Here is a 24,789-nt window from a genome sequence, read left to right as displayed (position 1 = left end):
TTATTTTACAAATCACCTAAAACTTATAAAATGAGTTTACAAGATAAATTAACAGCAGCATTTAAAGGAGATTCTAAAAATGCATCTGTAGAAAATTATAAAAAAGAAGCTTTTAAAGCCTTTTCCGAAAAAGGATTCCCTACAACTAAGGATGAAGAGTGGAAATACACAAGCTTAAGAAGTGTCTTAAAAAAAGAGTATGGAATAGAGTCTGCAAAGGCAACTAACATTACTCAAGAAAGCATTGCTCCATTTATAGTAGCAGGATTAGATTCATACAAATTGGTTTTTGTAGATGGAGTTTTTCAAGCATCATTGTCAGATACTATAGAAGAAGTTTCTGTAAAATTATTGTCAGAAGCTATAGAAGATGCTTCTTATCAAGATATTTTTAAAGAGAAATACAATAGATTAGCCAAAGGATTTACAAGTTTAACCGATTTAAACACTGCGTTTACAAACGAAGGTGTGGTTATTCAAGTAGCTAAAAGCAAAGCAGTTTCTAAACCTATTGAGTTAATTTACTTAGCTTCTGGAGAAACATCAGCTATGTTGTTACAGCCTAGAAATTTAATCACTGTTGGAGAAAATGCTGAGGTTAAATTTATAGAACGTCATCAATCTATTGCCAACGCAGCTACATTTAACAATGTGGTTACAGAGGTGTTTGTAGCACAAAACGGAATTTTTGATTTGTATAAAATTCAAAATGATAAAAATGATGCTTCTTTAGTAGATGCAACATTTGTTGCCCAAGAAAAAAATACGGTAGCCTCTGTATATACGTTTTCTTTTGGAGGAAATGTAACCAGAAATAACTTATCATTTTATCAAAATGGATCAGGTTGTGATTCCATTTTAAATGGAGTAACCATTTTAGAAGAAAACCAATTGGTAGACAATCACACGTTGGTTGCACATAAATCGCCAGATTGCCAGTCTAACGAAACCTATAAAGGAATTTACGGAGGAAAATCTACAGGAGTTTTTAACGGAAAGGTAATTGTAGACCAAGCAGCACAAAGAATTAATGCATATCAACAAAATGATTCTGTATTAATTTCTGATGAGGCAACAATCAACTCAAAACCACAGTTAGAAATTTTTGCAGACGATGTAAAATGTTCTCATGGATGTACCATTGGTCAGTTAGACAAATCAGCATTGTTTTACATGCAACAAAGAGGGATTCCTGAAAAAGAAGCAGAAGCATTGTTAATGTTTGCTTTTTGTTCTGATGCAATTAAGGAAGTTAAAATTCCTGCTTTAAAACAAAAGATCAACCAGTTAATGGCCGATAAATTAGGAGTAAATATTCAGTTTGATGAAATTACTGAATAAAAGCTATCAATAATTTAATAATTTAATAATCCCTTCAAGTATTTGAAGGGATTGTTTTTTTTCTGAAATACTTATCTTAACTGTTTTAATTATTTTATGGAGAAATATATAGGAGTTATAGGTGTTGTTGTGCTGTTGTTGGTTGCTTATTTATTAAGTAATAATAGAAAAAAAATAAACTATGGCATTGTAATTAAGGGCTTTGGGCTTCAATTGGCATTTGCGTTTGTTATTTTAAAAACTCCTATAGGACTTCCTTTTTTTAAGTTTTTTGATGTTGCGATTAATAAACTTTTGTCTTATGCAGACAAAGGAGGAGATTTTTTATTTGCTTCCTTTATTTCAGGTGAAGTAGAGTCACCAATTGTGAATTTTGCAGTTAGGGTTTTACCTACCATTATTTTCTTTTCTGCATTTATGAGTTTATTGTATCATTTAGGAATTATGCAATATTTAATAAAAGGTATTTCTAAGATAGTACAAAAAGTATTAGGAACAAGTGGAGGAGAAACCTTAAGTGTGGTAGGGAGTATTTTTGTAGGACAAACAGAAGCTCCTTTGTTGGTAAAACCTTTTGTAAAATCAATGACCAAATCAGAACTAATGACTGTAATGATTGGTGGTTTTGCAACTGTTGCGGGTGGAGTAATGGCTATTTATGTAAAAATGTTAACCAACATACCTGGAATTGCAGGGCATTTAATGGCAGCCTCTATAATGAGTGCTCCTGCTGCAATTATGATTGCTAAAATTATGTGTCCAGAAACCGAAAAATCATTAACAGCAGGAAAGGTTGTTTTAAATGAGGAAAAAAATGAGTGTAATGCTTTAGAAGCTATGGCCGATGGTGCGGTTGATGGATTGAAGTTAGCAGCTAATATTGCAGCCATGTTAATTGCCATAGTAGGAATGGTTGCTTTGGTAGATGGTTTGTTGAACTTAATAGATTTGTCTTTGTGTCAGTTGTTGGGGTATGTGTTTAAACCATTGGCTTATGTAATGGGAATTTCTTGGGAAGAAGCTGGGGCTTTTGGAACACTGTTAGGTGAAAAAATAGCTTTAACAGAATTAATTGCTTACAAAGATTTAGGAGCAATGGTTAAAACGAATCAAATATCTGCTAGAACAGCGCAAATAGCTAGTTATGCGTTGTGTGGTTTTGCAAATTTTGCATCTATCGGAATTCAAATTGGAGGTATTGCAGGAATAGCACCTAATCAAAAAGGAAAAGTAGCTAAGCTAGCATTCAAAGCAATGATTGGTGGTGCTTTGGCTAGTTGGATTACCGCATGTATTGCCGGAATTATCTTATAAAAAGTAAAAATCAAGCTAATAAAGTGATTAAAATCAAGAGTGTCCAGTAATAGATGCTCTTGATTTTTATGTATTTTTATCAGCCAAAAATAATGAGTAAATGAAATACAACAACCTACCTAATACAAATATTAAAGTTTCTAAAATATGTTTAGGAAGCATGACTTGGGGTGAACAAAATACCGAAGAAGAAGGACATCAACAGTTAGATTATGCTTTTGAACAAGGAGTTAATTTTATTGATACTGCCGAATTATATTCAATTCCAGGGAGAAAAGAAACACAAGGAAATTCTGAAAGAATTATAGGTACGTGGTTAAAAAATAAAAAGAGAGACGAAGTAGTTTTGGCAAGTAAAATTACAGGACCAAACCCAGGACTCTCTTACATTAGAGAGCCACAACAATTTACGAAAGAATTAATTATAGAAACTGTAGAGCAAAATTTAAAACGTTTACAAACAGACTATATAGATTTATATCAGTTACATTGGCCCGATAGAAATACAAACTTTTTTGGACAGTTAGGTTACAAACATAACTCTAAAGAAGAATGGAATGATAAAATTGCTGAATTAATAGAGGCAATGAATTTATTAATAAAACAAGGGAAAATAAAACACTATGGTTTGTCTAATGAGTCTCCTTGGGGTACCATGAGACATTTACAAGAGGCAGATTCAAAAGGATGGTCTAGATGTAAAACGGTGCAAAACCCCTATTCTCTTTTAAACAGAAGTTATGAGGTAGGAATGGCAGAGGTGGGAATGAGAGAAAATGTAGGTTTGTTAGCATATTCACCTTTGGCTTTTGGAGTATTAACCGGTAAATATTTTAACAACAATTTGCCAGAAGGTTCTAGAATAGAAAAGTTTCCAAATTACAACAGGTATAGTAACAAACAAGCAATGTTTTTAGCCCAAAAATATAACGAATTGGCACAAAAATACAATGTTAGCTTGGTAGAGCTTTCTTTAGCTTTTATTACGCAACAGCCTTTTGTTACATCTACAATTATTGGGGCAACAAAAATGAGCCAATTAAAAGAAAATATAGACACCATAAACACAACTCTTTCCAACGAGTTGTTAAAAGAAATAGATGAAGTGCATAAGTTACAACACATCCCTGCACCATAATTTAAAAAAGCACCTTGTTTAAGGTGCTTTTTTAGTATTGTCAATAAAATAGAATTATAAGTTAATATAATACAACATACTTGCTGGTTAATAATGGATTTTTGAAGTTCTTGTGTTTTATATGCACAAATAATTTTAAACCAAAATAGTATGAAAACATTCTTTACTTTATCTTTTTTGTTCTTAAGCTTTGTAAATTCATTTTCACAGCAAATAGATCTATTAAAACACTGGAAATTTTCTAATTATGATTATGGAGCAGCTTTTCAAGAAAATTTTAACGATTCTGATTGGGAAAACGTAACTGTTCCTCATGATTGGGCTGCTAAAGGTGATTTTGATTTTGCCAATGATGTACAGTTGACCATGGTCATTCAAGATGGAGAAACAGAACCTAAATACAGAACTGGTAGAAGTGGAGCATTGCCATATGTGGGAATAGGTTGGTACAGAACTACTTATCAGTTAACAGCCGATGAGTTAAAAGAAAAAGTACAATTGCTTTTTGATGGAGCCATGAGCAATGCCAAAGTATATGTAAATGGAGCCTATGTTGGAGAAAGACCTTTTGGTTACATTTCTTTTTATTTTGACATTACTCGCTTTTTAAAACAAGGAAAAAACAGCATTGCAGTAAGGTTAGAGAACTTTAACAGTCAATCTCGTTGGTATCCAGGAGCAGGTTTGTATAGAAAAGTATCGGTAATAAAAACAAATAAAACTCATGTTAAAACGTGGGGGACATTTGTTACAACTCCTTTAGTAACAAAAAGAAAAGCTCAAATACATTTAGATTTAGAACTGTTGGGTAATGGAACCTACACGGTAGAAAATAGAATTATCAACCCTAAAGGAAAACAAGTTGCTTTAAAAACGCAACAAGTAGTTATTAACAATACTAAAAAGACTACCGAAACGTTTAAAATTACTAAGCCAAGTCTTTGGAGTATAGAATCACCAAACCTTTACAAGTTAGAAACAGCTATTTTGAAGGGTAGTAAAAAAGTAAATACGTATACCACAACATTTGGAATTAGAAACATTCGTTATGAAGTAGATGGATTTTATTTAAACAATAAAAAAGTAAAGTTTAAAGGTGTAAATATGCATCACGACCTAGGGCCAACTGGAGCTGCGTTTTACAAAGAATTGTTTTTAAGACAAATGGTTAAAATGAAAGAAATGGGGGTGAATGCCATTCGTTTTTCACACAACCCACCAGCACCAGAAGCTTTGGATATCTGTGATTCTATAGGTTTATTTGCTATTGATGAAGCATTTGATGAATGGCAAATAGGTAAGGTAACCAACGGGTACTCTATTCATTTTGACAAATGGTCTAAGCAAGACTTAACAGATATGATTTTAAGAGATAGAAATCATCCGAGTGTGATTATGTGGAGTATTGGTAATGAAATATTAGAACAATACAGAGGGAATCCTAAAATTTGTGGATACTTAAATGACATTGTAAAATCTGTAGACACAACAAGGGCTACCACAGCTGGTTTTAACAATGCCTGGGGAGCTTTTAAAAATGGGTTGGTAGCTACTGTAGATGTTGCTGGTTTTAATTACAAGCCTGGGATTTATAAGGTTATCAGAGAAAAATATCCGAATCTAAAGTTTTATGCAAGTGAAACAGGTGGGGCTGTAAGTGTGCGTAATAGTTATAAATTTCCAGTTGTTTTTGATACCATTCACAATCAAAGGGGAAATTCATTAAACACCAAAGTGTATGCAGATGGACATCCTGGAAACTATGAAACTACAAATGTTCCGTGGGGATACCCAGCCTATAAAGAATTTGCTTCACAAGAAAAAAACACAACGGTATATGGAGAGTTTGTATGGACGGGTTACGATTATTTAGGAGAACCTTCTCCGTATCACGATGCAAAGTCTAGAAGTTCTTATTTTGCTCCTGTTGATTTTGTTGGTTTGGAAAAAGATAAATTTTACTTGTATCAAACACAATGGAAAAAAGACAAAGAGGTGTTGCACTTTTTCCCGCATTGGACTTGGCCAAATTTAAATGTTAAATCTTTTCCAGTAGTTTGTTATACTTCTTATGCTAAAGCAGAATTGTTTGTTAATGGGAAAAGTTACGGAGTAAAGAGTAAAGTTCCGTTAACAAAACATAGTTACGAAAATAACAGTATCTTAAAACCAGCATCAGGAGGGGGTAATTGGGATTTGTTTAAAGCTTATGCAATTGTTTGGGATGATGTGGTATACGAACCAGGAGAAGTTAAAATTATAGCATATAATAAAAAAGGAAAAAAGGTTGCAGAAAAAGTTAACGTAACTGCAGGAGCTCCGTATGCCATAAAAATAGAACCTGAAAAAAAGCAGATAAAATCTGGAGAAGTAGGAGTATATGTACTTTCTGTGGTTGATAAAAATGGAAATCTATGTCCGCATTACAATAAAAACATGGACATTGATGTAAGTGGTGCAGCTACGTTTTTGGCTTCAGGAAACGGAGATCCAACCAACTTACAAAACCTATCCAAACCTAAAAGAAAGTTTTTTAACGGACAGGCAGTAGTATTTGTAAAATCTACAAACAAAGGAAATGTTCTGATAAAAACAGTTTCTGATAAACTAAAGAGTGATAACTCTAGTTTGATTGTAAAATAATCTATGCAATAGAAAAAAGAGAGCTGATAAATGTCTATCAGCTCTCTTTTTTATAGAATTATTTGCTGCCAAGCATCATTAATTCATTAACTACAATTTTAGTGGTATATCGTTTGTTTCCTTCTTTATCTTCCCAGTCATCTGTAGTTAATTTACCTTCAATAGCAATATAACTACCTTTATCTAAGTATTGTTTTACAATGTCGGCTGTTTTGTTCCAGCAAACCAAATTGTGCCATTGGGTATCTTCTTTTCGTTCTCCATCTTTGGTATAAAAAGTTTCTTTTGTAGCTAAAGAAAAACTAGCTACTTTTTTATCGTTGCCCAAATTTTTAAATGTTGGAGTTGCTCCTAAATGTCCAATTAACTGTACTTTGTTTCTTAAATTACTCATAACGTATATTTTTTATTGTTTATAAATGTTTTGTTGATGTTGTTCAACACTGCAAAGATGAAAGTGTACAAGAGGTTTATTCGGTTGTTAAGTGATTGTATTCGAATGTAATCGATTGTAGTCGTTTACAATCGGTTTTGTATATTTGACAAACAATCAATTTGTTATGGAAGAAAAAAAATGTTTAGAGTGTGGAGAAAAGGTTGTAGGACGATCTGACAAAAAGTTTTGCAACGACCATTGTAGAAATGCTTTTAACAACAAATTAGAAGTAGGAAACAAGAGTTTGGTAAGGAATATTAACAATGCACTTAAAAAGAATTATAAAATTTTGTGCGAGTTAAACACAACCGGAAAAACAAAAGTTGCCAAAGCCGTATTAGATGAAAAAGGATTTTATTTTAATCTTTTTACATCTATATATACAACAAAAACAGGAAATCAATATTTTTATTGTTACGATGAAGGGTATTTAATGTTAGAAAAAGAACAAGTATTGTTGGTTAAAAAATAAAGTGTTTAACTAAGCTTCATTGTTTTAACAGATTCTTTTCTACTAATTAACATAGGAAAAGAAACACCGGCTGTAAGGGCTAATAATATAAATGCAGCTTTAATTCCATTGCTAATTGTTTGGTTTAGAGCCAAGTCATAAGCTGTTTGATTAATGTTTCCAGTAAGTTGTATAAAACCAAGCATACTTTTGTAAGCAAAAGCACCGGGAATCATTGGGATTACAGCTGGTATAGAAAATACAAGTGGAGGAGCATGTTTGTTGTGTGCAATAGGAATGCTTAACACACCAATAAGTAAGGCTCCAAAAAAGGTGGAAATTACAATATGAAGATCAAAATTCATTAAAATTAATTTGCAAGAGCCTCCTAAAGAACTAAGCAAAGCAATGGCTAATAAGGTTCTTTTGGGTACGTTAAATAAAACAGCAAATCCAAGGGATGCTACGGCTAGCCATAAGGCCATTTCTAGTTGATGAATCATTTTAAAAATTATATATATACATACTTCCTAACATTCCTAAAGCAATAGAAAAAGCAATCAGCATTGCGTTAATTCCTCTTACTAAACCATTGGTTACATTTCCATCAATTAAATCGGTAAAAGAGTTAATTAGTGGTATTCCTGGAATTAAAAATAATACACAAGTAGCAAAAGCTAAATTGGGTTGTACACCAATATTTAAGTAAACGGCTAACCCAGCAATTAAACAAGATGTAAAAGACACAATGGTTGTGCAGAGATAAAAATTAAATTGTTTTTTTAACAAAAGATGTCTAACATAAAAAGCAATACAGGTGGCTGTAAAGGCAATTGTCATGTCTGCATAAGCACCTCCAAATAATCTGCAAAAAGCAGCATCAGCTAAGCCTACCATAAACAATGTAAGTAAAAAAGGATATCTTGTTGCTTTTTGCAAGCGCATAATTTCTTTGTTTACTTGGTCTGTAGTCCATTGCTCTTCTACAACTTTCCAACTCATTTTACTAATACCCGATACCAATTTAAAATTGGCACCGTGTGGAGCTGTTTTTTTAAATCGATTAAAAACTTTATCTGTTTTTTTGTTTTTTAAAAGTAGCAAAACAGTTTTATGAGTAACTAATATTTCAGTTTCGTAACCTAAAGTTTCGGCAATTCTTTCTATGGTTACTTTAATTCTGTTGGTACTGGCACCAGAACCCATTAAAAGAGATCCTATTTCTAACAAACAGTCAGATACAACGTTATTTTGTTTTAGAGGTTTCATTTATTTAATTGTCTTGCAGATGTTACCAATTAATTTATCAAACAAAGGATAAAAACCAACTCTTCCTAATTGTGTAACTCCAAAACGAACAATAACCAAGTCTTTGGATGGGATTACAAAAATACGCTGTCCTTGGTAACCATCTGCATAAAAGCAATCTTTAGGAACATTAGGCATGTAGTTTCCTTTGTTTAACCACCATTGCCCACCATACTCTCCTTTAGACGTTTTGTTGGGAGTACTAATATATTCTATCCAGTTTGGATGTAAAATTTGTTCATTATTCCAAGATCCTTTATCTAACATTAATTGTCCAAATTTAGCCCAGTCTCTAGTGGTTGCCCAACTGTAAGATGATGCTACATAATTGTTAGACAAATCGGTTTCTAAAATCATAGAGTGCATTCCAATTTTATCTATCAATTCTTTGTAAGGAAAATCAATATAAGCTTGAGTGCTTTTAAATTGCTTTCTTAACAATGCCGATAAAATGTTGCTTGTACCCGAAGAATAATTAAATACAGTTTCTATGTTGTTTTGTAAAGGTTTGTTTAAAGCTCTTTCGGTTACATCTACATCTTCAAAAAGCATTTTGGTTACATCGCACACTTTGCCATAATTTTCTTCCCATTCTAACCCGCTTTCCATTCTTAATAAATGGTTTGTGGTTATGTGTTTTCTATCATCTTGTAACCAATTAGGAAAATCGGTAATGGGAGCGTATATGTTAAATAAATTTTTGTTTTCTAATATTCCAAAGCTTGTTGTTATTAAACTTTTGGTAATAGACCAGCCTTGTAAAAGAGAGTGTTCGTTAAATCCATTGGCATATTTTTCTGCAATAATTTTTCCTTTGTAAAGAACTAGAATAGAACGTGTTCTTTTAATTCCATCGGGATGGTTTTCTATAAAACAATTGTTTATTAGGCTGTCTAATGTTTTGGTATCAATATTCTTAAAAGAATGTTTCTCTGGGGCTAAATTTCCATAAGGATAAGGTTGTTGGATAGGAGTAAAATTTCTGTGAGGAGACACATAATCACTTGTAAAATAATTAGGATTGTTTACTAGCACAGCCCCAACTCCTTTTCTGTAAACTGCACTTTTTTTAGACATTCCTATAACAGTTGCAGTTGCTGTTTGTGTGGTTTTGTTTACTATAGTGGTTGCAAATTTAGTTAAGGGACCGTAATTGTCTGCTTTGTTAACACTTTCAACACTTCTTTGCGCTAAAAAAAAACTACTAGCCATGTTTTTTGCTGCAAACCCAGAAATTAATTTTAGTTTAGGATAATTAAAAGCAAAAACTAAGATCGTTATTAAGACTAGACTAATACCAATCATTTTTAGAATTTTCATTTAAAATAACTTTTAAACAAGTTACTAATTTTTAATGAGTCTATAACCAAAAGAGTTGGTTGAGGTTTTTATCATATGCACTTAAAAAAGTACCTTTGTTACAAAGATTTTTATCTATGATACATATTGATAAAGTAAGAGCAGACTTTCCTATTTTACAACAACAAGTAAACGGAAAACCATTAGTTTATTTTGATAACGGAGCAACCAGTCAAAAACCACAAGCGGTGATTGATGCAATTACAAATTATTATACCACTATAAACTCTAATGTGCACAGGGGTGTACACACATTAAGTCAGTTAGCAACAGATCAGTTTGAAGCCACTAGACGAAAATTAAAAGCACACTTTAACCCCAAACATGAGCACGAAATTATTTTTACTCGTGGAACTACGGAGGCAATTAATTTGGTAGCAAGTAGCTTAACATCGTTAATTAAAAACACAGATGAAATTATTATTTCTGCATTGGAACATCACTCAAACATTGTTCCTTGGCAATTGTTGTGCGAGAGAACAGGAGCTACCTTAAAGGTAATTCCTATAAATGATAAAGGAGAGCTGTTAATGGATGTATATGCAGGCTTATTAACGGAAAATACAAAAATTGTAGCTGTAAATCACATTTCTAATGCTTTAGGAACCATAAATCCTGTGGAAGAAATTATAGAAAAAGCACACAAAGTTGGAGCTTGGGTGTTGATAGATGGAGCACAATCTTGTCCGCATACTAATATAGATTTACAAGCATTAAATTGTGATTTTTTTACCTGTTCAGCACACAAAATGTGCGGACCAACCGGAATTGGTTTTTTATATGGAAAAGAAGCAATTTTAAATGAATTACCACCTTACCACGGAGGAGGAGAAATGATTAAAGATTGTACGTTTGAAAAAACAACCTATGCAGAATTACCTCATAAGTTTGAAGCAGGTACACCCAATATTGCTGATGTAATTGCTTTTGGAACTGCTATAGATTACCTTAATAAAATAGGAATGGAAAACATAGAGGCCTATGAGCAAGAGCTCTTGGCTTATGGAACCAAAAAGTTGAGTAACATTCCGGGATTAAAAATTTATGGAACAGCAAAAAACAAAGCCAGTGTTATTTCTTTTAATATAGCAGATCTGCATCCGTTTGATGTTGGTACTATTGTAGATAAACTGGGGATTGCAGTAAGAACAGGACACCATTGTACTCAGCCAATTATGGATCGTTTTAAAATTCCAGGTACACTTAGAGCTTCTTTAGCTTTTTACAATACTAAAGAAGAAATAAACGTTTTAGTAACCGCTTTGCAAAAAGCAGTAATGATGTTGTCTTAAAGTTTATATTTACAACCTCAAAAAACCTTGATATGTCTTATCCAAGTATTTTTAAAGTTGAAACTTTAGCAATCAACAAAAAACGGTTAGATAAGCTAACGGCAAATTCTAAACCGTTATGGGGTAAAATGACTGCTGCGCAAATGTTAGCTCATTTAAACCTTACTTATGATACCTCTAGAGGAAAAGTAAGAATAGAGTTGCAGCCCTTTATGCATTTTTTTGTTAAAACGTTTTTAAAAAAAACAATTGTAGGAGATAAACCTTATCCTAAAAACTCAAAAACTGCAGATTATTATGTAGTGGTTGACGATAAAGAATTTGAGGAAGAAAAATCTAAGTTGTTGCAAAATATGCAATGGGCTTTTGAAAAAGGAGAACATTATTTTGAAGGAAGGTTAACAGGTTCTTTTGGTAGATTAACAGCAAAAGAATGGAGTAACTTATTTCAAAAACACTTAGATCATCATTTTCAACAATTTGGAGTGTAATTAAAAAATGCAATAAGCATTTTAAATTACAGCTAACAGAGCAAGCTCAACACAAAAAGAAATTATGAAATCACAAGATTTAAAAAATAAAATAGAAAATAGGGAAGGAGGGTATCTTTTTTATGGTTTAACACCTCCAAAAAAATCTACCGATAAAGATAAAATAGAAGGTATTGCTCAACGACAAATAGACCGTTTAAAAGGATTAGATATTGATGGTTTGGTGTTGTATGATATTCAAGATGAAACGTCAAGAAACAATAACCCAAGGCCATTTCCTTTTATGTCTACATGGTCACCAGATGAATATGCAACTACCTATTTAAAAGATTTAGAAATTCCTAAAATTATATACAAAAGTGTAGGAAAGTTTACGGAAGAATCTTTAAAAACATGGTTGTTAGAAAATGAAAAAAGTATTGATTTAACTGTGTTTGTAGGAGCTCCATCTAAAGAGCAGCAAGTAAATTTATCTTTGCAAGATGCTTATAGGATAAAAAAAGAATCTGCAACGAGTATTAAAATGGGGGGAGTAACTATTCCCGAACGTCATTTTATAAAAGGAGATGAACATATTAGATTGTCTAATAAAATAGCGAACGGTTGTTCTTTCTTTATATCTCAGTGTGTTTATAATTTAGACAATGCCAAAGATATGCTGTCTGATTATTATTTTTACACACAAGAAAAAGGAATTAAGCCTATGCCAATTATATTTACTTTAACCCCTATTGGTTCTTTAAAAACATTAGAGTTTACCAAATGGCTAGGAATAGATATACAACGATGGTTGGAAAACGAGCTAAAAGTATCGCCAGATATTTTAAACGCATCTATTGGTATTTGCAAATACATTGCTAACGATTTAATTGGTTTTGCTAAAGAAAAAAATATGCCTATAGGTTTTAATATAGAATCTGTAGCAATTAGAAAAGCTGAAATAGATGCTTCTATAGAGTTGGTAAAGTCTATTAAAGAAATGATGAAATTGTAAAGTGTGCAAAGCACAAATAAGACAATTAAAAACAAAAAGTCCCTAATAACACTATTAGGGACTTTTTGTTTTAATCAATGTCTTTATTTAACATGGCCCAAAGCTCGTCTTTTAATTCGGTAATACCAATATTTGCAAGGGATGATATAAATAAGGTTTTTATGCCCTCAGGAAGCTCCTGTTCCATTTCTTGTCTTAATTCATCATCTAGCATGTCACATTTGGTAATGGCTAGTAATCTGTCTTTGTGTAATAATTCCGGATTGTGTAATTTTAATTCGTTTAGTAAAATTTTGTAGTCAGTTCTAATGTCATCAGAATCTGCAGGAATCATAAATAATAAGGTGGAATTACGTTCTATATGTCGTAAAAAGTAATGTCCTAAACCTTTACCTTCATTTGCTCCTTCAATAATTCCAGGAATATCTGCCATTACAAAACTTTGGTAATTTCTGTAACCAACAATTCCTACATTAGGTTTTAGAGTTGTAAAAGCATAATCTGCAATTTTAGGCTTAGCAGCAGTTACTACAGATAGTAAGGTAGATTTACCTGCATTTGGAAACCCAACTAAACCAACATCGGCTAAAATTTTTAATTCAATTTGAAACCATCCATCTACAATAGGCATACCAGGTTGCGCGTATCTTGGTGTTTGATTGGTAGCGCTTTTAAAATGCCAGTTTCCCAAACCACCTTTACCACCTTCGCACAAAATAATTTCTTGTTGGTGTTCAGTTATTTCAAATAATATTTCTTGAGTATCTGCATCACGTACAATAGTTCCTAAAGGGACTTCTATGTATTTATCTTCACCATCGGCACCTGTACTTCTACTAGCGCTACCAGCACCACCATGTCCTGCTCTGGTGTGTTTTAAAAAGCGTAAATGGTGCAATGTCCACATTTCTTTATTTCCACGTAAAATTACGTGTCCACCACGACCACCATCACCTCCGTCTGGTCCTCCTTTTTCTATGTATTTTTCTCTGTGTAAGTGCATAGAACCTTGTCCTCCTTTACCAGAAGCTGCATATATTTTTATATAATCAATAAAATTACCGTCTGTCATTTTTTTGGGTGATTTAGGTTATAGGTGCGTGAAATATGTTTGTAATATTCTGTAAAAATAATAAAAAGGCTATAAGCGTGTTTGCTTATAGCCTAAAGCTTGTAAAAAATAGATGCTTATAAAGAATCTATAACTTTTGAAATTAATTCAGTAATGCTTTCAATAGAACCCACACCGTTAATTCCGTAATATTTGTCTTGTTTTTCGTAATAATCTTTTACAATAGCTGTTTTTGTATTGTATTCATTAAAACGATTTCTAATTTTAGATTCGTCTTGATCATCTGCACGACCAGATACTTTTCCTCTTTCTAATAAACGATTTACCAATACATCTTCTTCAACTTCTAAAGCAATCATTGCATTAATGGTTGCTCCTTTTTTTGATAAGAATGCATCCAAAGCTTCTGCTTGAGATTCTGTTCTTGGAAATCCATCAAAAATAAACCCGTTAGCTTCAGCGTTTTTTTCAACTTCTGCCTCTAGCATGTTAATAGTTACTTCATCTGGCACTAAGTTTCCGTTGTCAATGTAAGATTTTGCTAACAAACCTAATTCTGTTTCATTTTTCATGTTAAAACGAAATACATCTCCTGTAGAAATGTGTACTAAATTGTATTTGTCTTTTAAAACGTCTGCTTGTGTTCCTTTTCCTGCACCTGGAGGGCCAAATAAAACTATGTTTTTCATCTGAGTGTTTTTAAATTCCTGTGAGTCAGGAAATAATAATTATTTAATAACAGATTGCAAATGTACGGATAACAGTTGAAATCCTAAAACAAAGAAATCTAAATCTTACTTTTCTTTTAGTTTGTAAATTTCAGGTAAGTTTCTTCCAAGCCCGTCATAATCTAATCCATAACCTAAAATAAATTTGTTAGGTATTTCTAACCCAACATAGTCTATAGGGATAGATTTGTTGTATACTGTTGGTTTTAAAAATAGACTTGCTACTTTAAATTCTTTAATAGAGTGTTTTTGCAAAAGTGTTACAATTTTTTCTAAGGTAGTTCCGGTGTCTACAATATCTTCTACAATAATTACGCTTCTGTTGGTTAAGTCTTCATTTAAACCAATTAGCTGATTTACGATTCCTGTTGAGGTACTTTGTTGGTACGAAGCTAGTTTAATGAAACTTATTTGGCAACTGTGTTTGTATTGTTTTAGCAAATCTGCACAAAACATAAAAGATCCATTTAAAATTCCTAAAAATAAAGGTGTTTCGTTTTTGTAGTCTTTTTCAATTTGTTTGGCAACATTAAAAACAGCTTCTTGAATATTATTGGAAGACAAATAAGGTTCAAATATTTTGTCGTGTAGTTTAATTTCCATTTTCTAAAGAATATAAAAAAACCGCTTCGTGTGTAGAAGCGGTTTTGTATTTAAGAAAGACAGTGTCTTATTTTTTTTCTTTCGCTTTTTTAGCTACATCATACATAATTGGTGATGCAATAAACAGTGAAGAGTAAGTACCTACTACAACTCCAATAATTAAAGCAAACATAAATCCTTTAATGCTATCACCTCCAAATAAGAAGATAGCTAATAACACCACTAATGTAGTAATAGATGTGTTAATGGTACGACCTAAAGTTGAGCTTAATCCTTTGTTAACAACATCTAAGAAAGACCACTTTGGATGTTCTGTTGTAAACTCACGAATTCTATCAAAAATTACTACGGTATCATTTAATGAGTACCCTACCACAGTTAAGATTGCTGCAATAAATGATTGACCTATTTCCATGTCAAATGGCATTAATTTGTAGGTTAAAGAGAATACAGCTAATACTACTAAAACATCGTGGAATACTGCAGCTACAGCTCCTAAAGAGAATTCCCACTTTTTAAATCTTAATAAAATGTATAAGAACACTCCAATTAAAGACCCTATAATAGCCAAACCAGCAGATTCTTTAATATCATCAGCAATGGTAGGTTCTACTTTGGCATAAGAAAACACTCCAATAGTTTGTCCATCAAAACCTCCTTTAAAGTCTTCTATGGTCGTTCCTTCAGGTAAATATTGTTTCAATCCGTTAAATAAAGCAGTTTGTACTTTTACATCTACTTCTGGTCCTTCTTCTTCAATTAAGTATTTTGTAGTTACTTTTAATTGATTGTTAGATCCGTAAGTTTTTACTTCTGGAGCAGAACCAAATATATCTTTTAATGACTGTGCTGCATCAGATGCTTTTACTTCTTTATCAAAACGAACGGTATATGTTCTACCTCCAACAAAGTCAACTCCGTAGTTTAAACCGTTGGTAAATAAAGACCCAATACCAATAAGAATTATTGCACCAGATATAATATAAGCTATTTTACGTTTTTGTAAAAATTCTATGTTAATATTTGCAAACCACTTTTTAGTTGTTGCAGTTGCAAAGGCTAGCGTTTTTCCTTTAGTAGTTGCTGCATCTAACAACATTCTTGTGATAAAAATAGCGGTAAATAACGATGTTAAAATACCTACAATTAAAGTAAAGGCAAAACCTTGAATAGGTCCTGTTCCAAATACATATAAAATTCCACCTGTTAATAAGGTAGTAATGTTGGCATCTATAATAGCAGATAAGGCACCTTTAATACTAAATCCGTTAGAAATTGCAGCTCCAATACCTTGACCAGCAGCTAAATTTTCTTTAATTCTTTCGTAAATAATAACGTTGGCATCTACAGACATACCAATGGTTAAAATAATACCTGCAATACCTGGCAAGGTTAATACAGCTCCAAAAGAAGTTAGTACTCCAAAAATGAATAAAATGTTTACTAACAAAGCAACGTTAGCATACCAACCTGCTTTTCCGTAGTATAAAATCATCCAAGCCAATACTAGTAAGATGGCAATAGCAAAAGAAATCATAGATGCATTAATAGCTTCTTGCCCTAATGATGGACCTACTACTTCTGATTGAATAATATGAGCAGCAGCTGGTAATTTACCCGCTTTTAAAACGTTTGCTAAATCGGTAGCTTCTTCAATAGTAAAGTTACCAGAAATAGAAGTTCTACCTCCTGTTATGGCATCGTTTACTCTAGGTGCAGTGTATACATAATTATCTAAAACTACAGCTACAAATTTCCCTACATTATCAGCAGTCATTTTTGCCCATAATTTAGTTCCATTACCGTTCATGGTCATGCTTACTTCTGGGTTTGCTCCTAATTGGTCAAATTGTTGACTTGCATCAGAAATTACATCTCCTTCTATAGGAGCTTTATCGTTTCTGTTAGATTTAATTGCGTATAAAGATAAAAAGTCGTCATTAGATTTAGCATCCCATAAAAACTTAGTGTATTTATATTCACCAGTTAATAAAGCTCTAACTTCTTTTTTGTTTAAGTACTGATTAACTTTAGCAGTATCTTTTACAGCAGCATAACCAATTACAGAAGATGCTTGACCTGTAGGTTGTAAGTAGCTAAATAAACTAACTACTTTTGGTTGGTTGATAGAATCATTTTCTACATCACCTAACAAATCATTAATAGAGTCGTCACCTTCTTCCTTTTCTTTTTTTGCAGGAGTTTCGGTTTCAATAGTTTCTGCTACTTGTTGATTCGCAGCTACTAAGAATTGAACCAATTCTTGACCCGAATAAACTTCCCAAAACTGTAATTCTGCTGTAGATTGTAATAATTTTTTAACACGTTCTACGTCTTTTGCACCTGGCAATTCAATTAAAATTCTACCAGAAGTACCAATTCTTTGAATGTTTGGTTGTGTAACTCCAAACTTATCTATACGAGAACGTAATACTTGAAAAGCTGTAGATATTGAAGCATTAATTTCACTAGCAATTATTTCTTTTGCTTCAGAGTTTGTTGTGTTAAACTTAATTTTATCTCTTAAGTTTTTAGTTCCAAATATTGATGGATCGCTTAATTTAGTGTCTCCAGCAATTTTTTCAAATTCTTGATAAAATAACTCAAAATAGCTTTGAGATGAATTTTTTTGAGCAACGCTTGCTGCTTCTAAGGCTTTGTTAAAAATTGGGTTTTTAGAGTCGTTAGACAATCCAATTAAAATATCTTTTACAGATACTTGTAAAGTAGCGTTAATACCACCTTTTAAATCTAGACCTAAATTAATTTCTTTGTCCTTAATGTCGTTATAGGTAAATTTTCCAAACCCTAAAACACCTTCAATGTTAGCCACTGAATCTAAATAAGCCTTTTCTAGTCTAGCAATTTCTCTACCATTGTTTTCTTCTGCATTTGCGTATGCGTATGCTTTGGCCTCTTTTTCTACTTTGTTTGCGAAAAAAGTAAAAGATAAAGAGTACAAACTAACCAATCCGAAAAGGATCGCAAATAATCTGATAAGTCCCTTGTTTTGCATTTTTTTATATGTGTTTTCTCAACTAAATTTTATGTAAGTCCGCAAATATAATATTTCAACCGAATAAAGGCTAATTTTATAGCTGAATTGTTAAGATATTCAAAAACTTAATAATTTTTTCACGTAAAGTTGCACTAGAGTTTTACTTCTAAAAACAGGCAAATGTTACCTGTTTGGTTTTCAGATTTCTACTTTTTTTAAAAGTTTCTTGTCTTAGAATTTCATTTTATTTAATTTCGCTTTGTCATGAAGAAGTTTTTTAATAGAGTTTTAATTTTACTGCTGGTTTTTCTTAGTGGATATAGCCAAGGCTATGCTCATTTTAAGAACAGCACATCTATTGAGTTAGAGTTTCTTAAGACAGTTTCTACAAACGAGACCTCTTTTCATAAAGAAAATAGTTTTCTAAACAACGCAAACCATACAGATCACCATCGTAAAGATGATTGTGTATTAGAAGTTGATGAAGAAGATGAAGAAGAGTTAGAGTCTCATTCTAAAATTACTCCAACCTATTACCACTTAAATAAGGTATACAAACAAGAACCATGTTTAGGTGTTGTAGCTTTAAAAAGTTCTTACACTAAGAACTTTTCTTATGTGTCTTTAAAAAGACATATTCTTTTTTGCGTTATCAGAATTTGATTTAGTTAAAAGGTTAAACAAAATTCATTGTTTAATCATCTTTAAGTTTAAGCAGTTTATATCTATAAACTGTGATGTATGCTTATGGCTATTATTGGCTGTATAGCATTGTGTAATCTGTAATACACATTTTTAAAAAAACGAACAAAATACTATTTTAAATACAACCGAATTATTATGAAAAAAACACTCATACTTGTCGTGGGGCTGTGTGTCTTGTTATCTTATACAAGCTGTAAACACGAAAAAAAACATGAAAAAGAAGATATTTATTTGGTCACCAATCCAATTAGAAAAGATACTATTATAAAAAAGAATTATGTCTGTCAAATTCATGCTATTCAGCATATCGAATTAAGGGCTCAAGAAAGAGGTTACCTAGAAAAAATTTATGTGGATGAAGGGCAGTTTGTTAAAAAAGGACAACTATTGTTTCAAATTATGCCCAAGTTGTATGAGGCTGAGATGCAAAGTGCTGAGGCTGAAGTGAAATTTGCTGATATTGAATATAAAAACACTAAAAAGTTAGCTAGTCAAAATGTAGTTTCTCCAAATGAGTTGGCTATGGCAAAAGCAAAATTGGCCAAAGCAAAAGCGGAGTTAGCATTAAAAAAAGTGCATGTACAATTTACACAAATTAGAGCTCCTTTTGATGGAATTATAGATCGTTTCCATGTGCGTTTGGGAAGTTTAATTGATGAAGGAGATTTATTAACAAGTTTATCTGACAATAGCCAAATGTGGGTGTATTACAACGTTCCAGAGGCAGAATACCTTAATCTAAACCAAAAAATAGACAAAGAACATCCGTTAAAAGTAGAATTAGAAATGGCAAATACTCAATTTTTTGAGTATGACGGTTATGTGAAAACTATTATAGCAGATTTTGATAATGAAACAGGTAACATTCCTTTTAGAGCAACTTTCCCAAACCCAAATCAATTGTTAAGACATGGAGAAACAGGTAATATTCAAATGGATGTTCCTTTAAAGAATGTCATGATCATTCCTCAAAAAGCAACATATGAAATTTTGGATAAGAAGTATGTTTATGTTGTTAATAAAGATAATGTTCTTGAATCAAGAATGGTTACAACAGGAACTGAAATGAAAAACTTATTTGTAATTACTAATGGTTTAAAAGAAGATGATAAAATTCTTTTAGAGGGAATTAGAAAAGTTAAAGAAAATCAAGAAATTAAATATGAGCTTAAAGATCCTAATGATGTAATTGCTCATTTAGATTTACATGCCGAATAATTGCATTTCTAAGAAAAAAATAAAACAATATGTTTCAAAAATTTATTCATAGGCCAGCCTTAGCAATAGTAATTTCATTACTTATTGTGTTTATGGGAACATTGGCCATCAAAACGTTACCTAAATCACAGTTCCCAGACATTGCTCCGCCAATGATTGTTGTGTACTTAGCATATCCGGGAGCAAGTTCAACGGTATTAACAAAATCCGTTCTTATTCCTTTGGAGCAAGCTATTAATGGGGTTCCTGGAATGAAGTATATGTTCTCTACAGCAGCTAGTTCAGGAGAGGCAAACATTACCGTTGTTTTTAACAAAGGAACAGATCCCAATCAAGCACTTGTAAATGTAAACAACCGTGTGCTCCAGATGAAGAACAGGTTGCCAAAACTTGTTCAGTTAGAAGGGTTAATTGTAAAACAGTTAATGCCAAACATGTTGATGTATGTAAACCTTTATGGTAAGGATACAACAAATGTTGATATGGAGTATATTTTTAACTATGCATACGTAAATGTAATGCCTGAGTTACAAAGGGTAAGTGGTGTAGGACAAGCAAAAATTATAGGTACAAGACAATACGCAATGCGTGTTTGGTTAAAACCAGATAGAATGAGGGCCTACAACATATCTACAAAAGATGTAATGGAGGCCATTGATAAACAGAGTATCATTGGTTCTCCTGGTAGATTGGGTCGAGCCGATAGTAAAGTTTCGGAGTCTATAGAGTATGTATTGACTTATAAAGGTCGATTTAATGAGGCTCAAGAATATAAAGATATTATTCTAAGGTCAAAACCTAATGGAGAAGTACTTCATTTAGGAGATGTCGCTGATGTAGAGTTAGGAAGTGAATTTTATGATGTTTATTCAAATAAAGATGAATATCCTTCTGCAGCTATTATGTTGAATCAAGCATATGGAAGTAATGCTACTGAGGTAATTGACCGTTTGAAAGAAAAGTTAGAAGAACTTAAAAAAGATTTTCCACCTGGAGTTGATTATGAAATTAGTTACAATGTATCTAATTTCTTAGACACCTCTATTGAAGAGGTAATTCATACCTTAAGAGATGCTTTTATATTAGTAGCTATTGTTGTATTTATTTTCTTAGGTGATTGGAGATCTACATTAATTCCAATTTTAGCAGTACCAGTATCTTTAATTGGAGCCTTTTTTGTAATGCTTTCCTTTGGATTGACCATTAACTTAATTACGTTATTTGCATTAGTACTCGCCATTGGTATTGTGGTCGATGATGCTATTGTAGTAGTAGAAGCTGTTCATGCCAAATTTGAAGAGGAACCACATATTACACCTTATAATGCTGTTAGAAAAGTATTGGGAGAAATTAGTGGAGCAGTAATAGCGATTACTTTATTAATGACAGCTGTATTTGTTCCAGTAGCCTTTATGTCGGGTCCAGTGGGTATTTTTTATCGTCAGTTCTCTATTACAATGGCTTCTTCAATTGTACTTTCAGGTACGGTAGCTCTTACTTTAACACCTGTTTTGTGTGCTATTTTACTAAAAAATAATCACGGAAAAGAAAAGAAGAAAAACTTTATTGATAAGTTTTTAGATGGATTTAATAAGCAATTTAATGGACTTACTAATAGATATGTTAGAGTCTTAAAGTTAATTGTACACAGACGAACTGTTACTTTTGGAGTTTTAATCATTTTTGCGATTAGTATTGTTGGAATATCTAAGTTCCTCCCATCTGGATTTGTTCCTGATGAAGATCAAGGTATGATTTATTCAGTGCTTCAAACACCAGCAGGTTCTACTTTAGAAAGAACATATGCAATAAGTCGTCAGTTGCAAGAGGCTGCTAAGGAAGTAGAGGGAGTTAAATCTGTTTCAGCATTAGCAGGTTATGAAATTTTAACTCAAGGTCGTGGTTCTAACTCAGGAACACTATTAATCAACTTAGAATCTTGGGGAGAAAGAGAGCACACTGTAAAAGAGATTATAGAAGAATTAGAAGAAAAAGCAAAGGACATTCCTGGTGCAAAAATAGAATTCTTTAATCCGCCAGCTGTACCAGGATATGGAGCTGCAGGAGGTATTGCTTTACAGTTGTTAGATAAAAATAATACGATAGATTATAAACGTTTGGACAGAACAACCAAAGAGTTTATGGCTGAGCTTGAAAAGAGAAAAGAATTAACCTCTTTATTTACTTTTTATAGTACAGATTATCCTCAATACGAATTGGAAATCGATAACCAAGCAGCAATGCAGAAAGGAGTTTCTATTGGTGAGGCTATGGAAAACTTATCTATTTTGGTAGGTAGTACTTACGATCAAGGATTTATTAAATATGGACGTTACTTTAAAGTATATGTACAAGCAGATCCAAAGTACAGAAGACTTCCTGAAGATATCATGAAACTATATGTTAAAAATGATAGAGACGAAGAGGTTCCTTATTCTTCATTTATGAAAATGAAAAAAACACAAGGAATTTATGAGGTTAACAGGTACAATATGTACAATTCAGCTTCTATTAGATGTTCTCCAGCCGAAGGATATAGTAGTGGAGAGGCTATTAAAGTAATTCAAGAGGTAGCAAAAGAAACGTTGCCTAAAGGATATGATATTGACTGGGCAGGACTTCAAAAAGATGAAGTAGCAAGAGGAAATGAAGCGGTCTATATATTTATTATAGTATTGGTGTTTGTATACTTGGTGTTAGTTGCTCAGTACGAAAGCTTTATTCTTCCATTAGCAGTAATTCTTTCTTTACCACCAGGTATTTTTGGGGCCTTTATGTTGATTAAATTTGCAGGAGTTGCTAACGATATTTATGCACAAGTAGGACTCGTTATGTTAGTAGGGCTGCTTGGTAAAAATGCGGTGTTGATTGTGGAATTTGCTATTCAAAAACATCACGAAGGCATCACTGTATTAAACGCTGCAATTGAAGGAGCTAAAGCTCGTTTTAGACCTATTTTAATGACCTCGTTTGCTTTTATTGCCGGTCTAATTCCTTTGTTAATGGCAACAGGGCCAGGTGCTGTAGGAAACCTTACAATTGGAGCAGCTTCACTTGGAGGGATGTTGTTTGGAACCATCTTTGGAGTTGTTATTGTTCCTGGGTTGTATTACATTTTTGGTAGTTTGGCTGATGGTCGTAAGTTAATTAAAGATGAAGAAGACGATTCATTAACAGATAACTTTGTCCACGCAGTAGATACATATTCTATAAATGAAGAAGAAACAGATGAAAAAGATAAATAAAACAAAAGGCCTTTATAGGCTAACGGTAATAGGAGTAATACTAACTATGTGGGCATGTAAAACTCCAGACTTAGTTCAAAAAACAGCAAATACAAATGTACCTGATAGTTTTAATACTTTAAAAGATACAGTAAACGCGGTAAAAATGAATTGGAAAGAATATTTTACCGATCCTCATTTGGCTAAATTGATAGATGTTGCATTGCAAAATAATCAGGAATTGAATATTATGATGCAAGAAATTGAAATTGCTAGAAATGAAATTAGAGCTAAAAAAGGGGAGTATTTACCTTTTGTTGGTATTGTAGCAGGTGCAGGAGGAGAAAAAGTAGGTCGTTACACCAGTCAAGGTGCTAACGATGCTACTACTCCTATTAAAGGAACTAAAGAAAATCCAGAATTTTTGCCAGATTTTATGATTGGTGCACATGCAACTTGGGAAATAGATATTTGGAACAAGTTGCACAATGCTAAAAAATCTGCTGTAAGTAGATATTTAGCTAGTGTAGAAGGAAAGAATTTTATGGTAACCAACCTAATTGCAGAAATAGCTAATTCTTATTATGAATTGCTGGCTTTAGACAATCAGTTGGCAATTTTAAAACGAAACATTAAAATACAAACCGATGCTTTAAAAATTGTTAGATTACAAAAGCAAGCAGCTAAAGTTACAGAGTTGGCGGTTCGTAGGTTTGAGGCTCAGGTGTATAGTACCAAAAGTATTCAGTTTGAAATTGAACAAAGTATTGTTGAAACCGAAAATAGAATTCACTTTTTGGTGGGAGAATATCCTGGATCTATAGAACGAAATCATCAAGGGTTTATAAACTTAGAACCCGATGTAGTGCATGTAGGAATTCCATCAGAATTGTTGGAAAATAGACCCGATGTTAAACAAGCGGAACTAGAATTGGCTGCTGCAAAATTAGATATAAAAGTGGCCAAAGCTAGGTTTTATCCGTCTTTAGGAATTTCAGCAGGAATCGGTTATCAGGCTTTTAATGCAAAGTATTTGCTAAATACACCTAAGTCTTTGTTGTATTCTTTAGCAGGTGATTTAACAGCACCGTTAATTAATAGAAATGCAATTAAGGCAGATTATTACAATGCAAATGCAAAGCAAATACAAGCAGTGTATAATTACGAGCGTACTATTTTAAATGCTTATGTAGAGGTGGTAAATAAACTGTCTAAAATGAGCAATATGGAAAAGAGTTTTGACCTTAAAAAAGAAGAGGTTGGTGCGCTTACAGAATCTATAAAAATTTCTAACAACTTGTTTAGGTCTGCAAGAGCAGATTATATGGAAGTGTTACTAACACAAAGAGATGCGTTGGAATCAAAATTTGAATTGATAGAAACCAAAAAGAACCAAATGAATGCGTATGTAAACATATACAAAGCATTAGGGGGAGGTTGGAATTAAGATACTATTTTTCATGTAGTTTAGTTT

The 24,789-nt window shown here is 32.5% G+C and carries 20 protein-coding genes; 12 read left to right on the top strand and 8 right to left on the bottom strand.

Going from position 1 to position 24,789, the window contains the following annotated elements; translation table 11 throughout:
- The first annotated feature begins 30 nt into the window (after positions 1-30).
- The 4 genes from sufD to ACY2IJ_RS09465 all read left to right on the top strand — a co-directional run bounded on the left by sufD (position 31) and on the right by ACY2IJ_RS09465 (position 6,436).
- Entirely contained in the window at positions 31-1,341 is a 1,311-nt protein-coding gene (gene sufD / locus ACY2IJ_RS09480) for a Fe-S cluster assembly protein SufD (RefSeq protein WP_476724121.1), read from the top strand.
- Between the two features lie 96 nt (positions 1,342-1,437).
- A complete protein-coding gene (locus tag ACY2IJ_RS09475; RefSeq protein ID WP_476724120.1) occupies positions 1,438-2,655 on the top strand; it encodes a NupC/NupG family nucleoside CNT transporter in 1,218 nt (405 codons plus the stop codon).
- 100 nt (positions 2,656-2,755) lie between these two features.
- Positions 2,756-3,793 carry an aldo/keto reductase gene (locus ACY2IJ_RS09470; RefSeq protein WP_476724119.1) on the top strand — a complete coding sequence of 346 codons (1,038 nt, stop codon included), beginning with the start codon at positions 2,756-2,758 and terminating at the stop codon, positions 3,791-3,793.
- A 150-nt stretch (positions 3,794-3,943) separates the two neighbouring features.
- Positions 3,944-6,436 (top strand): glycoside hydrolase family 2 TIM barrel-domain containing protein, encoded by a 2,493-nt coding sequence (locus tag ACY2IJ_RS09465; protein WP_476724118.1) that lies wholly within the window; start codon positions 3,944-3,946, stop codon positions 6,434-6,436.
- A 58-nt stretch (positions 6,437-6,494) separates the two neighbouring features.
- Here the strand turns inward: ACY2IJ_RS09465 and ACY2IJ_RS09460 are convergent, their stop codons facing one another.
- Positions 6,495-6,830, bottom strand: coding sequence for a single-stranded DNA-binding protein (locus ACY2IJ_RS09460; protein WP_476724117.1), 336 nt, complete (start codon positions 6,828-6,830; stop codon positions 6,495-6,497).
- A gap of 166 nt (positions 6,831-6,996) precedes the next feature.
- On the opposite strand from ACY2IJ_RS09460, the gene ACY2IJ_RS09455 reads away from it, so the two are divergent.
- Positions 6,997-7,344 carry a hypothetical protein gene (locus ACY2IJ_RS09455; protein ID WP_476724116.1) on the top strand — a complete coding sequence of 116 codons (348 nt, stop codon included), beginning with the start codon at positions 6,997-6,999 and terminating at the stop codon, positions 7,342-7,344.
- A gap of 5 nt (positions 7,345-7,349) precedes the next feature.
- Here ACY2IJ_RS09455 and ACY2IJ_RS09450 read toward each other — a convergent pair whose 3' ends face one another.
- Genes ACY2IJ_RS09450 through ACY2IJ_RS09440 form a run of 3 tightly spaced genes read right to left on the bottom strand, consistent with a single transcriptional unit; the run spans position 7,350 to position 9,951 of the window.
- On the bottom strand, positions 7,350-7,826 hold the full coding sequence (locus tag ACY2IJ_RS09450) for a threonine/serine exporter family protein (RefSeq protein ID WP_476724115.1): 477 nt from the start codon (positions 7,824-7,826) through the stop codon (positions 7,350-7,352).
- Between the two features lies 1 nt (position 7,827).
- A complete protein-coding gene (locus ACY2IJ_RS09445) occupies positions 7,828-8,592 on the bottom strand; it encodes a threonine/serine exporter family protein (protein ID WP_476724114.1) in 765 nt (254 codons plus the stop codon).
- On the bottom strand, positions 8,593-9,951 hold the full coding sequence (locus tag ACY2IJ_RS09440) for a serine hydrolase domain-containing protein (protein ID WP_476724113.1): 1,359 nt from the start codon (positions 9,949-9,951) through the stop codon (positions 8,593-8,595).
- Between the two features lie 116 nt (positions 9,952-10,067).
- Here ACY2IJ_RS09440 and ACY2IJ_RS09435 point away from each other — a divergent pair, with 116 nt between their 5' ends.
- From ACY2IJ_RS09435 to ACY2IJ_RS09425, 3 genes are all read left to right on the top strand, one after another.
- Positions 10,068-11,282, top strand: a complete 1,215-nt coding sequence (locus tag ACY2IJ_RS09435; RefSeq protein WP_476724112.1) for an aminotransferase class V-fold PLP-dependent enzyme — start codon at positions 10,068-10,070, stop codon at positions 11,280-11,282.
- Between the two features lie 32 nt (positions 11,283-11,314).
- Complete coding sequence (locus tag ACY2IJ_RS09430; RefSeq protein WP_476724111.1) at positions 11,315-11,773, top strand: DUF1569 domain-containing protein; 459 nt, start codon at positions 11,315-11,317, stop codon at positions 11,771-11,773.
- A gap of 64 nt (positions 11,774-11,837) precedes the next feature.
- Complete coding sequence (locus ACY2IJ_RS09425; protein ID WP_476724110.1) at positions 11,838-12,767, top strand: methylenetetrahydrofolate reductase; 930 nt, start codon at positions 11,838-11,840, stop codon at positions 12,765-12,767.
- Between the two features lie 70 nt (positions 12,768-12,837).
- Here the strand turns inward: ACY2IJ_RS09425 and obgE are convergent, their stop codons facing one another.
- The 4 genes from obgE to secDF all read right to left on the bottom strand — a co-directional run bounded on the left by obgE (position 12,838) and on the right by secDF (position 18,186).
- A complete protein-coding gene (gene obgE, locus ACY2IJ_RS09420; protein ID WP_476724109.1) occupies positions 12,838-13,839 on the bottom strand; it encodes a GTPase ObgE in 1,002 nt (333 codons plus the stop codon).
- Positions 13,840-13,955: 116 nt separating this feature from the next.
- Positions 13,956-14,528 (bottom strand): adenylate kinase, encoded by a 573-nt coding sequence (locus tag ACY2IJ_RS09415; protein ID WP_476724108.1) that lies wholly within the window; start codon positions 14,526-14,528, stop codon positions 13,956-13,958.
- A gap of 105 nt (positions 14,529-14,633) precedes the next feature.
- Positions 14,634-15,170 (bottom strand): hypoxanthine phosphoribosyltransferase, encoded by a 537-nt coding sequence (gene hpt, locus ACY2IJ_RS09410; RefSeq protein ID WP_476724107.1) that lies wholly within the window; start codon positions 15,168-15,170, stop codon positions 14,634-14,636.
- Between the two features lie 67 nt (positions 15,171-15,237).
- Positions 15,238-18,186, bottom strand: coding sequence for a protein translocase subunit SecDF (gene secDF / locus ACY2IJ_RS09405; RefSeq protein WP_476724106.1), 2,949 nt, complete (start codon positions 18,184-18,186; stop codon positions 15,238-15,240).
- 246 nt (positions 18,187-18,432) lie between these two features.
- Between secDF and ACY2IJ_RS09400 the strand changes: the two genes are divergently transcribed.
- The 4 genes from ACY2IJ_RS09400 (at position 18,433) to ACY2IJ_RS09385 (ending at position 24,762) form a co-directional block, all read left to right on the top strand.
- Complete coding sequence (locus ACY2IJ_RS09400) at positions 18,433-18,831, top strand: hypothetical protein (RefSeq protein WP_476724105.1); 399 nt, start codon at positions 18,433-18,435, stop codon at positions 18,829-18,831.
- A 177-nt stretch (positions 18,832-19,008) separates the two neighbouring features.
- The gene (locus ACY2IJ_RS09395; RefSeq protein WP_476724104.1) at positions 19,009-20,091 is read left to right on the top strand and encodes an efflux RND transporter periplasmic adaptor subunit; all 1,083 of its coding nucleotides are present in this window, start codon (positions 19,009-19,011) and stop codon (positions 20,089-20,091) included.
- Positions 20,092-20,120: 29 nt separating this feature from the next.
- Positions 20,121-23,336, top strand: coding sequence for an efflux RND transporter permease subunit (locus tag ACY2IJ_RS09390; RefSeq protein ID WP_476724103.1), 3,216 nt, complete (start codon positions 20,121-20,123; stop codon positions 23,334-23,336).
- Positions 23,320-24,762 (top strand): TolC family protein, encoded by a 1,443-nt coding sequence (locus ACY2IJ_RS09385; protein ID WP_476724102.1) that lies wholly within the window; start codon positions 23,320-23,322, stop codon positions 24,760-24,762. Before ACY2IJ_RS09390 ends, ACY2IJ_RS09385 begins: the two co-directional genes overlap by 17 nt.
- The last annotated feature ends 27 nt before the right edge of the window (positions 24,763-24,789 follow it).

The organism is Wenyingzhuangia gracilariae, assembly GCF_056387575.1.
Note: the sequence above shows the minus strand (reverse complement) of the source record. Positions and strands in the feature narration are given on the sequence as shown.

What these genes read in the sequence shown, in the direction of transcription:
- ACY2IJ_RS09400 (WP_476724105.1), top strand. Translation starts at nt 18,433, where the DNA reads ATGAAGAAGTTTTTTAATAGAGTTTTAATTTTACTGCTGGTTTTTCTT.
- ACY2IJ_RS09435 (WP_476724112.1), top strand. Translation starts at nt 10,068, where the DNA reads ATGATACATATTGATAAAGTAAGAGCAGACTTTCCTATTTTACAACAA.
- sufD (WP_476724121.1), top strand. Translation starts at nt 31, where the DNA reads ATGAGTTTACAAGATAAATTAACAGCAGCATTTAAAGGAGATTCTAAA.
- ACY2IJ_RS09430 (WP_476724111.1), top strand. Translation starts at nt 11,315, where the DNA reads ATGTCTTATCCAAGTATTTTTAAAGTTGAAACTTTAGCAATCAACAAA.
- ACY2IJ_RS09440 (WP_476724113.1), bottom strand. Translation starts at nt 9,951, where the DNA reads ATGAAAATTCTAAAAATGATTGGTATTAGTCTAGTCTTAATAACGATC.
- ACY2IJ_RS09475 (WP_476724120.1), top strand. Translation starts at nt 1,438, where the DNA reads ATGGAGAAATATATAGGAGTTATAGGTGTTGTTGTGCTGTTGTTGGTT.
- ACY2IJ_RS09450 (WP_476724115.1), bottom strand. Translation starts at nt 7,826, where the DNA reads ATGATTCATCAACTAGAAATGGCCTTATGGCTAGCCGTAGCATCCCTT.
- ACY2IJ_RS09465 (WP_476724118.1), top strand. Translation starts at nt 3,944, where the DNA reads ATGAAAACATTCTTTACTTTATCTTTTTTGTTCTTAAGCTTTGTAAAT.
- ACY2IJ_RS09460 (WP_476724117.1), bottom strand. Translation starts at nt 6,830, where the DNA reads ATGAGTAATTTAAGAAACAAAGTACAGTTAATTGGACATTTAGGAGCA.
- ACY2IJ_RS09445 (WP_476724114.1), bottom strand. Translation starts at nt 8,592, where the DNA reads ATGAAACCTCTAAAACAAAATAACGTTGTATCTGACTGTTTGTTAGAA.
- ACY2IJ_RS09425 (WP_476724110.1), top strand. Translation starts at nt 11,838, where the DNA reads ATGAAATCACAAGATTTAAAAAATAAAATAGAAAATAGGGAAGGAGGG.
- ACY2IJ_RS09385 (WP_476724102.1), top strand. Translation starts at nt 23,320, where the DNA reads ATGAAAAAGATAAATAAAACAAAAGGCCTTTATAGGCTAACGGTAATA.
- hpt (WP_476724107.1), bottom strand. Translation starts at nt 15,170, where the DNA reads ATGGAAATTAAACTACACGACAAAATATTTGAACCTTATTTGTCTTCC.
- ACY2IJ_RS09415 (WP_476724108.1), bottom strand. Translation starts at nt 14,528, where the DNA reads ATGAAAAACATAGTTTTATTTGGCCCTCCAGGTGCAGGAAAAGGAACA.
- ACY2IJ_RS09390 (WP_476724103.1), top strand. Translation starts at nt 20,121, where the DNA reads ATGTTTCAAAAATTTATTCATAGGCCAGCCTTAGCAATAGTAATTTCA.
- ACY2IJ_RS09455 (WP_476724116.1), top strand. Translation starts at nt 6,997, where the DNA reads ATGGAAGAAAAAAAATGTTTAGAGTGTGGAGAAAAGGTTGTAGGACGA.
- secDF (WP_476724106.1), bottom strand. Translation starts at nt 18,186, where the DNA reads ATGCAAAACAAGGGACTTATCAGATTATTTGCGATCCTTTTCGGATTG.
- ACY2IJ_RS09395 (WP_476724104.1), top strand. Translation starts at nt 19,009, where the DNA reads ATGAAAAAAACACTCATACTTGTCGTGGGGCTGTGTGTCTTGTTATCT.
- ACY2IJ_RS09470 (WP_476724119.1), top strand. Translation starts at nt 2,756, where the DNA reads ATGAAATACAACAACCTACCTAATACAAATATTAAAGTTTCTAAAATA.
- obgE (WP_476724109.1), bottom strand. Translation starts at nt 13,839, where the DNA reads ATGACAGACGGTAATTTTATTGATTATATAAAAATATATGCAGCTTCT.